Annotated in this window: 12 protein-coding genes; 6 read left to right on the forward strand and 6 right to left on the reverse strand. The window is 38.2% G+C overall.

The window, feature by feature from the left end:
- Window positions 1-262 precede the first annotated feature (262 nt).
- Window positions 263-1,678, reverse strand: a complete 1,416-nt coding sequence (locus tag ACFOUV_RS16010; RefSeq protein WP_379497788.1) for a trypsin-like peptidase domain-containing protein — start codon at window positions 1,676-1,678, stop codon at window positions 263-265.
- Window positions 1,679-2,054: 376 nt separating this feature from the next.
- Here ACFOUV_RS16010 and ACFOUV_RS16015 point away from each other — a divergent pair, with 376 nt between their 5' ends.
- Entirely contained in the window at window positions 2,055-2,468 is a 414-nt protein-coding gene (locus ACFOUV_RS16015; RefSeq protein WP_379497789.1) for a GlcG/HbpS family heme-binding protein, read from the forward strand.
- A 131-nt stretch (window positions 2,469-2,599) separates the two neighbouring features.
- Here the strand turns inward: ACFOUV_RS16015 and ACFOUV_RS16020 are convergent, their stop codons facing one another.
- Window positions 2,600-3,361, reverse strand: a complete 762-nt coding sequence (locus tag ACFOUV_RS16020; RefSeq protein ID WP_379497790.1) for a fumarylacetoacetate hydrolase family protein — start codon at window positions 3,359-3,361, stop codon at window positions 2,600-2,602.
- A gap of 63 nt (window positions 3,362-3,424) precedes the next feature.
- On the reverse strand, window positions 3,425-5,602 hold the full coding sequence (locus ACFOUV_RS16025) for a malate synthase G (protein ID WP_379497791.1): 2,178 nt from the start codon (window positions 5,600-5,602) through the stop codon (window positions 3,425-3,427).
- A 148-nt stretch (window positions 5,603-5,750) separates the two neighbouring features.
- Here ACFOUV_RS16025 and ACFOUV_RS16030 point away from each other — a divergent pair, with 148 nt between their 5' ends.
- The 4 genes from ACFOUV_RS16030 (at window position 5,751) to ACFOUV_RS16045 (ending at window position 9,493) form a co-directional block, all read left to right on the forward strand.
- Window positions 5,751-6,626, forward strand: a complete 876-nt coding sequence (locus ACFOUV_RS16030) for a LysR family transcriptional regulator (RefSeq protein ID WP_379497792.1) — start codon at window positions 5,751-5,753, stop codon at window positions 6,624-6,626.
- Window positions 6,627-7,014: 388 nt separating this feature from the next.
- Complete coding sequence (locus ACFOUV_RS16035; protein WP_379497793.1) at window positions 7,015-7,665, forward strand: hypothetical protein; 651 nt, start codon at window positions 7,015-7,017, stop codon at window positions 7,663-7,665.
- Window positions 7,662-8,195, forward strand: a complete 534-nt coding sequence (locus ACFOUV_RS16040; protein WP_379497794.1) for a TlpA family protein disulfide reductase — start codon at window positions 7,662-7,664, stop codon at window positions 8,193-8,195. Before ACFOUV_RS16035 ends, ACFOUV_RS16040 begins: the two co-directional genes overlap by 4 nt.
- A gap of 245 nt (window positions 8,196-8,440) precedes the next feature.
- Entirely contained in the window at window positions 8,441-9,493 is a 1,053-nt protein-coding gene (locus tag ACFOUV_RS16045; RefSeq protein ID WP_379497795.1) for a C45 family autoproteolytic acyltransferase/hydolase, read from the forward strand.
- A 260-nt stretch (window positions 9,494-9,753) separates the two neighbouring features.
- On the opposite strand, the gene ACFOUV_RS16050 is transcribed toward ACFOUV_RS16045, so the two are convergent.
- From ACFOUV_RS16050 to ACFOUV_RS16060, 3 genes are all read right to left on the reverse strand, one after another.
- Window positions 9,754-10,980 (reverse strand): amidohydrolase family protein, encoded by a 1,227-nt coding sequence (locus tag ACFOUV_RS16050; protein ID WP_379497796.1) that lies wholly within the window; start codon window positions 10,978-10,980, stop codon window positions 9,754-9,756.
- Between the two features lies 1 nt (window position 10,981).
- Window positions 10,982-12,079 carry a hypothetical protein gene (locus ACFOUV_RS16055; RefSeq protein ID WP_379497797.1) on the reverse strand — a complete coding sequence of 366 codons (1,098 nt, stop codon included), beginning with the start codon at window positions 12,077-12,079 and terminating at the stop codon, window positions 10,982-10,984.
- Between the two features lie 178 nt (window positions 12,080-12,257).
- Complete coding sequence (locus ACFOUV_RS16060) at window positions 12,258-12,827, reverse strand: MerR family transcriptional regulator (protein WP_379497798.1); 570 nt, start codon at window positions 12,825-12,827, stop codon at window positions 12,258-12,260.
- A 335-nt stretch (window positions 12,828-13,162) separates the two neighbouring features.
- On the opposite strand from ACFOUV_RS16060, the gene ACFOUV_RS16065 reads away from it, so the two are divergent.
- The gene (locus ACFOUV_RS16065) at window positions 13,163-13,387 is read left to right on the forward strand and encodes a hypothetical protein (protein WP_379497799.1); all 225 of its coding nucleotides are present in this window, start codon (window positions 13,163-13,165) and stop codon (window positions 13,385-13,387) included.
- The last annotated feature ends 768 nt before the right edge of the window (window positions 13,388-14,155 follow it).

The following is a 14,155-nucleotide window of genomic DNA, read 5'->3' on the forward strand; positions in this document are numbered from 1 at the left end:
GTCATATACACCATAATGCAATTGAGACAACCATTCCAACTTCAGCAAGGTAATTAAAAAAAGAGCATTCTCCAACGAGAACGCTCTTTTGAAATATTTTTACATGAGAAAGTATTCTATAAAAATGGGAAGGTGGCCATAACCAAAACTGGCCAATGGTTAAGACACAACTCCTCCTCCACGGAAAGCTAAAAGACAGGGTGTTAAAGTACTTAGAGTAAATTTTAACTTATACACTTTATTTTGACCAACCCTTGATAGATCAATATATTTGAAATCCTTCTACTTCATAATAAAGGTCCTCTGATTCTTCATAAAAATACCAGGTATCTTCTTGCTCATCGTAATAATACCACTCGTTATATTGCTCGTCATAATACCAATTTTCCTCCACGGGAGAATCAAAGTAAACTGCTTCATTCTCAAATTCATTGGTAATTTCCTCAACGTCTTCTTCTACCCATTCATCATCCTCAAACTCATCATCGTATTCAGATTCATAGCTTTCATCATACTCGGAATACTCATCTTCATACTCTGAATAATCGTCCTCATACGCGTAGTCCTCTTCTTCGTATTCTGAATAATCATCCACATACTCGTAATCCTCATCTTCATATTCTGAATAATCGTTCTCATACTCATAATATTCGTCCCAATCATTATCGAAATCTTCATAGTCATATTCCCAGTAATCGTAGTAAGAATTATCCTCTGAATAATAACCACCATCAAAATATCCATCGCTATAACTCCATAAGTCCTCATAGTATAAATTACCGTTTGTATCGTAGAATTGCGCCAAAACAGCATCTTCGCTCATCGGTTGTTCAATCCAGGACGTAATAAGTTGATTTACCGTGTATAGCGGGATGCTAAATCCGATGGCTGAATCTGCTGTACTTTCAGCTGAATTGATAGCGATGATTTTTTCACTGGATTTTGCGATTAAAGGTCCTCCACTGCTGCCAGGCGAGATAGGAGCGGAAACCTGATATAAATCTTCATACGTATAGGAACCAATGTAAAAATTCCGATCTTGCCCGGTGATGTATCCCATGGTCGCTGTGTTCTCAAGACCAAGAGGACTTCCTAATGCAATGACTTCTTCTCCAACCAAATTAGGCTCTGATACTTCTAAAGCAATAGGTTCCCAACCAACCAAATCAGGCACATGAACGACAGCTACATCAATACTATTTGAATATCCAATGACTTTTCCGGGAAACTCCTGTCCGCTTATTGTTTTTATGTAAACTTCGGTTGCGCCTTCAACGACATGAGCATTCGTTACTACTGTCCCATTATTGTTATATAAAAATCCTGATCCCTGGCTGTAGTCTGTGAATACGGTGTAGACAGTTTCTTGTGCGGAAGCAATAATATCTGTTAATTCCCGTTCTTGAACCGTCTCCAGAACCTGCTTCTCAGTTACTGGTATTTCAAGACTTTCCTTATTTTCGATCGTACTAACTTCGGCAGTTGGATTTTCTGATGAGGTAAAGTTGGCGTCAGCTATTTTAAAATCACTGTTTAAAAAATAATAGCCAATACTTCCTATAAGTACGAAACTAATAAAAATCCATAAAAAATGATAATTTCTCTTCTGTTTATTTCCACAGTGCTGGCAGTATCTTGAATTTTCCCTGCGCTCTTTTCCGCAATTTGAACAGTACATACGCCCACCTCTTCACTATTATATTTAGGTATATTATACCATTACCTTTAAAATAATTTAGTGAATTTAGGCTGTTTTTCTAATATTTTATTATTTTGACCGAACGTCTGCAAACTATGATATAGGATAAGCTGTTTCGGGAGAATCCGTGGAAGTGAGTGTACCCCCCGTCTGTAGACAAATTTATTTTGATGTCTCGGAAAGATACTTTGTCCCGACGTATAGTAATGGTTCTAGAAGTGGAAGGGAACTGTTGATAAGTGCAAAGTTTAATAATGAAATTTTAGTACATATAGTAAACAATTGACGTCAGTTTATAAAGCAGTTAACCTAAAATTGGAATAAATCAAATAATTAATGAGGAGGAATTGAAAACATGAGCAAAATGAATCTTGAACTAGCGAAACAACTTATTGAAGGTGCCGAGAAAAAAGCAACAGATCTTGGAATATCCATGGTTATATCTGTTGTAGATGAAGGTGGAAATTTAATCGCAGTACATCGCATGGATGACGCATGGTTAGCTAGCGTTGATATCGCGCAGAATAAAGCTTGGACTTCTGTAGCGTTAAAAATGCCAACATCAAACTTAGCTGAGGCTACTGTTCCTCACGCTGAACTATATGGTTTGAACACAACAAACAATGGGCGACTAGTTCTCTTCGGAGGGGGAATCCCACTAGTAGAAAATGATAAAGTTATTGGTGCTGTAGGTGCGAGTGGAGGTGCTGTCGAACATGATATTCAAGTAGCGCAGGCAGCAGTAGATGTTTTTGAAAATTTAAAATAGGTATCATTCCTTAACTGAAAGGTAACTGTGGGAAACGAAACGGTTTCCAACAATAATATAATAGAATGGAGCCACTATGCAGGTGCAAAGTGGTTCCATTCTTGCTTTTAAGTAATATTATTGTTATAAAATCAACCTTTTTCCACAGAATTATGAAGTTCACCAATTCCATCAATTCTACAAATAATCTCATCCCCGTCTTTCATCATTTCAGCCCCGAGCGGACTACCAGTTAAAATTACATCTCCCGGTTCTAATGTCATTACTGTGGATAAATAAGCAATCATTTTTCTTATTGAAAAAATCATAAGAGAGGTTTCACTATCCTGCTTCTTGTCACCATTCAAGTATGCTTCAACGAAAACCTTATCAGGATCGAGTTCTGTTTCAATATATGGCCCAAGCGGTGTAAACGTATCAAATGACTTTCCTATCGTCCAATGCCCAGCTTCATGGAAAAATTGCGGCGCCGTAACGTCATTTGCAATGGTATAGCCAAAAATAGACTTTTCTACTTCTTCTTCAGTAATGTTGCGCGTACGTTTCCCAATGATTGCTGCAAGTTCTGATTCGAATTTGACTTCCCCTATTTTACTTGGGATAACAATTGGTTTTCCACTTCCGATAACAGAGGAAACAGGTTTATAAAAAAATACGGGAATAGTAGGTAATTCAGAAGGTAGATCGTCTGTATTCTCCACATAGTTTGCACCGATACCAATCACATGCCTTGGTCTTAGCGGTTCCAATAGTTCAAGTTCGGCATCATTATATATTGCGTTTGTATAGTTCCATTCCGAAAATATGTCACCTTCAATTTGATGAATGCCATCCTCTGTTAAAACTCCTTGTATGATTGTTCCATCCTTTTGCTTAAATCTAGCAAATTTCATTGTTTCACTCCTCGTATTCCAACTTGTTACTAGCGTCGTAACTCCTTATCTCTAAGCACCAGTCTAATTTTTCACGTGATACTTTTCTTTCGCTTCCAGACGACGACGGTGTAGAATCGGTTCTGTATAGCCATTTGGCTGATCTTTTCCTTTAAATACAAGATCACAGGCGGCTTTAAAGGCAATTGAATCATCAAAGTTCGGAGCCATCGGGCGGTATAACGCGTCTCCGGCATTTTGCTCATCAACAATTTTAGCCATCCGCTTCAGTGTCGCTAACAATTGCTCTTCTGTACAAATATCATGATGCAGCCAGTTTGCTAGCATCTGACTAGAAATGCGCAATGTTGCACGATCTTCCATTAGCCCCACATTGTTAATGTCCGGGACCTTCGAACAGCCGACACCTTGTTCAACCCATCGAACGACATACCCAAGCAATGTTTGTGCGCTATTATCAAGCTCTTCTTGAATTTCAGCAGCAGAAAAATCTATATTGTCTAAAACTGGAATTTGTAAAATGTCATTTTGGTAACTTTTTACTTCCTTTGCAAGTTCCTCTTGAACTTTTCTTACATCAATTTCATGGTAATGAATTGCATGCAATGTCGCTGCTGTTGGTGAAGGGACCCAAGCTGTATTCCCACCTGCTTTTAGGTGTCCTGCTTTTTGTTCGAGCATGGCAGCCATTAAATCAGGCATTGCCCACATTCCTTTACCAATTTGAGCTTTGCCTTTCAAACCAGCATCTAACCCAATACGTACATTATTTTTTTCATATCCATTTAGCCAAGCAGATGATTTCATATTCCCTTTACGAATCATTGGACCTGCTTCCATTGACGTATGAATTTCGTCACCAGTTCGATCCAGGAAACCTGTGTTAATGAAAACGATTCTTTCTTTTACTTCTTTTATACAATTTTTCAAGTTCAGGCTTGTGCGACGTTCTTCATCCATTACACCAATTTTAAGCGTATTCCGCTTCATATCAAGCATATCTTCCACACGGTTAAATAATTCATTCGCAAAAGCAACCTCTTTTGAACCGTGCATTTTTGGCTTAACTATATATACGGAACTTTTCTGCGAATTTTTATAGGTCCCTTTTCCTGAAAGATCGTGTTTAGCCATTAAGCTTGTAAACACAGCATCCATAATTCCTTCAGGGATTTCGTTTCCATTGCTATCTAGAATCGCATTATTTGTCATTAAATGACCAACGTTACGAACAAACATAAGTACACGACCAGACAATGTGACAGCTTCACCATTCGGACCTGTATACGTACGATCGGGATTTAATGTACGTGTTACCTCTTTACCGTTTTTGGTAAATTGAGCGGTTAAATCTCCTTTGTTTAATCCAAGCCAGTTACGATATATATGCGTTTTATCTTCGGCATCTACAGCTGCAACAGAATCTTCACAGTCCATAATTGTTGTGGTTGCAGATTCTAGGTAAACGTCCTTTACACTCGCTTTGTCTATTTTTCCAATTGGATGATTAGGATCCATTTGAATTTCAACATGTAAACCGTTATTTTTTAATAAGACTGCTGTAGGATTTTCGGCTTTCCCGCTGTACCCAACAAATTTAGAAGGATCTTTCAGTTTAGTAGTTGTCTTGTTTATAAGTGTTACTTCTAAATTTCCGTTAATGATTGCATAATTGATTACATCTGTATGTGATGACTCCTCAAGCGGGGCAATATTATCAAGATAATTTTTTGCGAAAGTAATCACTTTCTCTCCGCGGGAAGGGTTATAGGACCTTTTTTTCTCTAATCCTTCTGTTTCACTTATCACGTCTGTTCCATATAAAGCATCATAAAGGGATCCCCAACGTGCGTTAGCAGCATTAATGGCATAGCGAGCATTGTCAATTGGCACAACAAGTTGCGGTCCCGCTTGAAGGGTGATGACATCGTCAACATTTTCCGTTGTAATGTTAAAATCTTCTACCGGAGGTTCCAGGTAGCCTATTTCTTCCAAAAATTGTTTGTATGCTTCAAACTCAAAGGCATCATTCTCTTTATGCCATGCATCAATTTGTTTTTGAAATTCGTCACGCCTTTGTAGCAATAAATTGTTTTTTGGAGCCAAATCAGAAGCAAGGTTACTGAAATCAATCCAAAATTTTTCACTATCAAGACCTGTTTCCGGAAGTGCCTCCGAATTAACAAAGTCGAAAAGGCTTTTTGCAACTTGCAGATTTCCTGTTTTTACGTAATCCGACATGCCTCATTCCTCCTTTTTATCTTATATACTATTTTAATAGTGAAAGAGCATAAACAGAAATACATATTTTGCATGAACGCTATTCTCTTAGGCTATACCTTATAGTATAATAAGCTAAAATTACACCTTATCTGAAAGGAGTACGCTGATGGACTTAAGACAGTTAGAATATTTTACAGAAGTTGCGAAACAATCGAATTTTACAAAGGCAGCTTTAACGCTTCATATTTCCCAACCGTCTTTAAGCAAAACGATTAAAAAACTTGAGACCGACCTCGGTACTCCTCTTTTTTATCGAGAATCGAAACAATTGAGATTAACCGATGCAGGAGAAGCATTTTTAGTCGGCACGAAAAAAGTTCTTCAAGCTTTCGAAAATTTAACATCTGAACTAAATGACGTCGTTGATTTAAAACAAGGTGAAATTAAAATTGGAATTCCTCCGATTATAGGTGCCACATTTTATTCAAAGTTGATTAGTAATTATAAAGAAGCTTATCCTTCAATCGATATTAAATTAACAGAAGTTGGCAGCAACAAAATTAAACATGGCGTTGCAGAAGGAGAACTTGATATTGGCTTAATTTGCAACTTGCCCATCCAACAAGAAAACTTTGAAATAATTAAACTAGTAAAAGATCCATTAGTGCTTATTGTGCACAAAGACAACCCTTTATCCGAAAAGGAAACAATCGATTTTTCACATATTGAAAAAGAGCCATTAATCATGTACAGGCAGGATTTCTCACTGCATGACAAGATTATTGAAGCATGCGGAAAACTAGACTTCTATCCTAATATCGTCTGTGAGAGCTCGCAGAAAGATTTTATGGTTGAAATGGTTGAAGCAAAATTAGGTGTTGCCCTATTACCTAGTAAAATTTGTAGCCAGATTAACAATGAAAAAATTATAGCTATTCCTTTTAAAAATCCCGCTGTTAATTTGGAATTAGGAATGATCTGGAAAAAGGACCGATATTTATCACATGCTGTGCGTAAGTTTATCGCCATGTCGGAGTATTGAGCCTTTGAAATGTTGCAGATAGGCATGAAACATTCAAAAAATCGATTGATATCTTGATAGATGAAACGATTAATGTAGATCCGATTATGACGAAGAAAATAAAACTGGATGATATCGTTGAAGAAGGTTTTCATTCCTTATCAGGTGATCTATCCCAGGCAAAAATTTAGTTGAATTAAGTGGAGCTCTTTAATAGTATAGAACGTATAATAAGACAGGCATATGCCTGTCTTATTTATTTAAAAGATGAGATGATTGCAAGGCCAATGACGGCATCAAGTGCTCGGATCAAGTCCGTGGTTACCCTCACCGCGTTGAACGAGTACTACCTACATATGACTAAAAACTTCAAACCATTCCTGTGGTCCACTGAAAAGGAGGATGTCTAATGGTGATCACAAGCAAATTAATACCAATCAGCATCCTTGTTTTGAGCTTTGCTGCAGGAATTATTTCCTTCTATATAATGAGCGATTTACCAAAGGAAGAAAAGAAAAAACAAATAGATGAATTGATTTCACAACTTGTTAATTTCGTTCTTTTTATCTGGCTTGGAAAAATACTCTTGCATTTTTCTATCTTCATAAAAGATCCGTTGGCAATATTGGCATATCCGGCTAACTCGGATTCATTTTACCTTGCTGCATTAGGTATCGTCATCGTACTTTTTTATAAGTCTTTCAGAAAACAGTTAAATGTTCTTGCATTGATGAAATCCTTTCTACATGTATTTTTAGTAGCGTCTTTTTTGTATGAATTTATTCAATTTGTCTGGTATAACAATCCATATGCTTTTGGATACCTAATTGTACTAGCTATTCTACTGCTTTTGTATTTTCTCCTTTATAGACGGATTACGGCTAGTTTGTTACTCATGGTAATGGTAGGCGGATGGTCTTTGGGAATGTGGATGCTAACCAGTATTCAGCCATTCGTAACGGTATTTGGTTATATCATGGAACCGTGGTTCGTGGGATTATTTTTCATGTTAAGTTTTGTCATACTTATTAATAAGCGAAGAAAGGGTGATGTTCAATGAAAAAGGGAATTTCCATCCTAATAATCCTTGGTATGCTCGGTTGGGCCGTCTATGATTTTATCGGTTCATCTGAAGACGATTCGATATCAGGAGAGGGCTCGAACTCCGGTGATGAAACAGGACTTGCCATCGGGGATATTGCCCCTGATTTTGAACTGGAAACTTTAGCAGGTGAAACAGTGCGTTTGTCTGATTACAGGGGGAAGCGTGTTTTTGTTAATTTCTGGGCTACTTGGTGTCCGCCGTGTAGGGCAGAAATCCCTGATATGCAAAAACTGTATGATACAAAGGATGTCGTCATATTGGCAGTTAATATGGCAGAATCACCGGATACGGTTACTCCATTTGTGGAAGAATTTGAAATGACGTTTCCAGTGCTGATGGATGCAGAATCTGAAGTCGTGGGGACCTATCAAGTTCAGGCATATCCAACATCCTATATGATTGATTCAACTGGTCGTATCCAATTCATGAGATTAGGCGCTATGAATTACGACCTGATGGTACAAGAATTGGAAAAGATGGAATAGCCGATTCTTATGGTGCCTGTCACTCCCCGAATTTTGTTGAAATTTGTCAAATAAGGAAGCGTGGGGACGGTTCTTTTGCTTCCGTTTAGGAGGGCAGGAAACAAACCTTCCATATTCTATTTCCAAGTAAGCCCATTTGGTGAGTGCTTTGAAAACCATTCCAAGCCGATTTCAAGTATACTTTGTTTACGGAGTGGTTTTTTGTAATTAATTTACTTATTAGATGAAATAAGAGGGGCGAGCATATGCGTCAGGTGTATAGTAACATTATTCAATTTCGAGGAAATCACTATGATTACGGATTTATGCAAGGGGAGAGTTTAAAGGATTCCTTCATTATTAAAAATCGGCATCGCCATTGGAAGTTAAGAAGGCCTCGGTTTACGATTGATGAAAAAGAGGCTAGAAGTGCATTTATGCGGTTCGCGCCTGGAATTTGGGAAGAGCTTGAGGGATTGCGGGATGCACTACAGCAACCGATGGATATTATTTTGCGTGATTTTGGCAATTACCGGGTCCAGCCCGTCTATAGTGGCTGTTCGATTTTAACGGGCAAGGATTATATGATTCGTAATTATGATTATCATCCGAAAACGTATGAAGGACGGTATAACTTTTTCCAACCAACGGACGGTAGCTATGCGACTGTCGGTCCGTCGCAGCGGATTACTGGTCGGATGGATGGCATGAATGAGAAGGGACTTGTGATGGGCTATAATTTTATCAATCGCAAGGATCCGGGAGACGGGTTCATTTGCCATATGATCGGAAGAATTATTTTAGAAACATGCGCTAATGTGGAAGAAGCAATTGCGCTTGTAAAGGAAATCCCGCACCGTACCTCATTTAGTTACATCGTGCTCGATGAAAAGGAAGAGACGTATGTGTTGGAAGCAACTCCTCGGTCAGTGAACGTACATCAGGCCAATGTATGTACGAACCATTTCGAAGTGTTGCAGCATGAAAATCGCCGCTTTATCGACGAATCCCAGGAGCGATTGGATGCAATTCGGAAGGGAGAAGGACAGGCGACAGATGCACACAAGGCATTCCGGCTGTTAAATGATACGGATAAAGGGGTCTTTGTAGACAATTATAAAAGCTGGTCAGGGACATTACATACATCCGCGTATTTTCCAAAGGAGAAAAGGGCTTGGATCGCGCTCGGTGGCGACCAGGATCCAGTTCAATTTGATTTCAAATCTTGGTTGAACGGGAAAGACTTGGCGGAGCGTAAAATTTGGGGTGAAGTAAACACCGAAGCAGGCTTTGCACACATGGACGAAAACGCACGCTAGGAAGCATGGGGACGGTTCTCATGCTTCCATTTTTTGAATTTTGGTGTTTCAGTCGTTTTTTAGGTTTGTCTGGCAGTATTGGTTAAAAAATTTATGGTTGCCAAATTTAAAGTTTGATCTATTTAGCCGATTTGATATTTTTGAAAGCATCTAATTCATATGCCTGACACATGCCGATTCGAATGCAGAGGAAAACCCGACCCAAAATGTTCTAGATGTATCTGGGCCAATGTAGATTCCTTCTGCCTAACCTCCCATTTTTATCCATTCAACCTGTCTACAACCCTATTCCCTCGAAAATAAACTACCTTAATATCCTCTGTATCCGTAATCTCCAAACCTGGAACCCCAGATGCCACTATAAAATTCGCATCCATACCTTGTTTCAATTTACCAAATCGATCTCCCTTACCTAAAATAGCGGCGGGATTTGCGGTCAGCAAAGCAAGTATCTCGTTTTCATCAAACTCATTCTCTTGTAGGAGCTTCATCGCAGGATGAGCAATTTCCATGAAAGCATCCGGCCCTTGTAGGGACTGATCTTTAAATGACAACCAATCTGTGCCTTGATACGGTGGTAAATAGGCATCGGTAGCTATGGAGACATCAATTTTATTTGTAACCAATTTCAGTATATTTTCCGGAGAATTTGGTTCCAAATGGGTTCCGCCCATCGGTGTTGTGACAATTTTCACACCTAGTAGATTTGCTTTTTTTATCTGATCATTCGTGATTCCGTGTGCATGATGTAGAACGTCAACATCTGCCTCCAATGCCATGTCGATCGCTTCCTCACCGGCAACATGTCCACCAATTTGTTTTCCGTATTGATGGTAGATTTTTACAATACCTTTTAATTCTTCAGTAGTATAAATGATTTCCCCAGCACGCGGGACCTCTGCAGTTGTAAAGTTTGCTGGTGTCGCGTTTATAAAAAGGTTTTCACCTGGGTAATCACTTTGTCTGGCAATTTCTTTTACTATGCTCGGGTCAGACAGATCTGCTTGGCAAATTTTTTTTGATTTCGTTACCGCTGTAAAATGTGCCAATTCATTAAATCCGATTGAGATGCTTGTGGTAGCGAATGAAATATCAAGCGGAATATCTTTTACAGCATGGCGGTAATCAGTAATAGAAAAGTCACTATTTGGATGTCCACATATTTGTTCACCAAGTGCTGTGATACCTGATCTTAATGCATGCAGTAGGATTGACTTGCCTGTCAGTAGATGCGTTGACGGTGTAACTGGGTATAAGGATGACGGAGCAAATTCCAGCAGATGTGTATGACAGTCTACCAAGGAAGGTGTCATGACATAATCGGAATAGTCGATGACAGGCAGGGTTGGGAACCGGCTACTCAACGTATTCCAATTCCCAACCGCAGCTATTTTTCCATCCTTAATCATCATTGCTCCATTGTAAAGGGTACCTAAACTACTTACAGTTACTATTTTTCTCGCGCGAACTAAATAATTGTTGTTCATGTTACACCACCAAAAACGGAGTTAAGAAATATGCAAGTATGCATGCAGTTGCAATTCGGATCATCATGCCAATTAGAGCGGCGGTAATGACTTCTTTTTCGCGTAAGTCAGTTGATTCAGCCCAAATGGCAGGAATCTGACCGACAATAACATATATAGGAAGACCGGAGTTTGCGAGTACAAAGGATCCAACAATTAAACGTGGGTCAATGGTAGCGGTTAAATCAGCAAGTTGGGCTACAGCGAGGGTAGGTGCAACCAGAAAAGAAACGATTCCAGTGTTCGGTTCAATGCTGATTAAGGTTAGGATCGTCGCCATACTTGCTTCAATTGAATCCCATATCCCAGCGAATTTTAATATCCCTATTAAAATAAATACAACTGTTACAGCGGGAATAATGATCAAAAGGAGTAATTCTGTTCCTTCTTTAGCTGAAGAAAAAATCGTATTTAAGAATGATGTTTTAGGAGTGAATCGTGGTAATTCATCAAGGGTAACCTTTTTGGTATCACGATAAATGGTCTTAGATAGGATGAAAGGAACAAAGATTAACGGTGCAAATATAGATAATAGTATGAGTGGAAATGCATTTATATTAAAGAATGACAAGGCGATTAGACCAAGTACAAATGTGGCGAAAGACTGTGGTGATTGAATCATGGTAGCCACTGCTATCTTTTGTTCCGCCCTTGTTGCTTTTGCTTTTACAAGGATGGGACCTGCAATTCTTCCAGCAGCATTAATATCACCCAGTATGTTGTATGCGCTAGGAATGATGACAGAAGGATTGATTTTAAACCAACGCATGATTGGTACAAATAGACGGATTAAGCCATCTGTAAACCCTAAGCGTTCCAGAACCCGGCCAACGATTACACTAACGATGACAGCAATACCAACCTCGCTTGTTAGAAAGGTGTCTACAACTACAGGTTTTACTTCTTTAATTATCGTATCGAATAGTTGTGATAGCGAGTTAGGGGCAATAAAAAGTACGATGAGTGAAATAATAACAATCAAGACACCAATGATTTCAAACAAGTGCCATTTTGAACGATTATGTGGAACTTGTGAACCAGTTTCTTGTTCTTTATCCATTATCTTTCCTCCAGGCATTTTAAATTTTATATAGAATATGATGGAAATAAAAAATGTGTGTATGCCTAGTTATTGATTGAGAGGGACAAGGGGCCAGACCATTCTTTTAAAACAAGAAAACCACCCTGCGCTGTAAGTAGCAAAAGGGTGGTTTTCATAAAAATAGATAAATGGACAACTAGAGTAGATGGATTTGGGTCAATGTTCCTGTCCCTCTGTCCCTGAATAGATTTGCGAATGACTTTTTTTTCGCTTCATATACAGACATAGTTGCCTGCTGTTGTTTTAATGCTTTGATTTCTTGCTTTAATTCATTTATTACCTTCGCTTGTTCTTGCAACAGCTGGAGATTTTTGCTTTGTTCACGCTGTACTTGCTTTAACTCCTGTATTTCTTTTTCCTGGATTGCAACATTTGAGACGGTTTTTCCAATTGTTTGCATTACCGTCAAAATATTTTCCTTGTGACTTCCTTCATCTATCGAATTCTGAATTTCCTCTAGTGGGCTTTCGGTTGTGGCAAATACATTTCGATTTGCTAACATTTCTGAAATCTGACCGTTTTGATAATCCTCGGATTTGCACTTTTTAATAAAATTTAATACGTCTATCGCTTCGGGGTGATAATAGGTAATGTTCTCTTCTACTGTTTTCGGGATATAAACATTAAAATCTTCCATCCACACTAACATCGTGTCTTTTGAAACATCAACTATATGGCATAGCCCATTGATCGTTAACAATTCCAATGCTTTCACCGACTTTCTATTAATCTTTCACCACAATCATTTTTATCTAGATTCCAAGTGATACCGCTAGCATACACCACGACAACGGAAACAATATGTAATAAAAGTGGAAAAAGTAAGTAAGGCAGAAATGGAAGCGCGGGGACGGTTCTTTTGCTTCCTAACCGAACAGTGCACGCTACTTCATCGTTGGTTTGTAGGATATCTGGTTGAAAATTAGTGCCTATTTCTTTCGGATGGGCATTTTAGGAAACAAGAAGAGCCATTATTCCTAAATAGATTCCTAGTATGTTATATTATAATGGCTATATATACTATAAAAAGTGAGTGATTTTTTGTTCTGGATCAACATAGACAAACCAACAAAGACAATAAAGATACATCAAGCAAATTGCAAATATATATTAAAGCAGGAAAGTAGTTATAAAGGATTGGAACGTGAATTACGGGACGGTGGCTGGTTCGCAATTGATTCTACGGAGCAAGCGCAACAATTTTTCTACTATAGTTATCCTGATTTTAAACGACGTCAATGCAATGCATGCAAACATGAAGCGTGAGTGGAAGTGTAACGAACATCATTTAACAGGTGAAATATGTTTCGAAAGTGTTAACGTTCTATCGTAAAACATTCCCATTTATGATCAATACCCATTTTCCCCCATATAGATTTACAATAACTAGATGTGAAGGCAACGATAACCTTTGGAGGGGGAAAGGGGGTTCATAAAGTGTGAATTCAATTGGTGGGATATGGAACTAATAGATCCATTTTATGCCGCGAACGCCGATCTAAGAAATCTATTAAACTAGTCTGGATGCTGAAAAGTGACGAACGAATTTTTCCTAAGAGCGGAACTCTTTTATCATTTTGCGTGATTATCGATTTATCAATAGGACATATTCCAACTAAATAGGCTATGCAACAGCAATAATTATAAGTTTTGATTAGAGTAGAATAGAAGGACGAATATTTTTCCTTCATTATATAGAAGATAAATAAATGCGAAGATGGATAAAAATGGATATATAAAAGTATTGCATCTAGTTATCTATCCGTGTTATATTAAATGTCTGCCACAGGAACAGAAGAAAAAAGTAAGAAAGATAGTTGACTTTTAGTTTGATAGTGTGGTAAGATAATTCTTGTCGCTTTTAGTCGACTCAAACGTAATTGGAAAAAGTAAACGAAAAAAGTAGTTGACTTAATCAATTATGTGTTGTATAATAAATTTCTTGTCGCTGAAAAACGCGTCAGCAAATTTGCTCTTTGAAAACTGAACAAAACAACCAGTATGTCACAGAAAAGAAAACTTGTTTTTCTTTCT

The sequence above is a fragment of the Oceanobacillus longus genome (assembly GCF_042650085.1).
Taxonomy (GTDB): domain Bacteria; phylum Bacillota; class Bacilli; order Bacillales; family Amphibacillaceae; genus Oceanobacillus; species Oceanobacillus longus.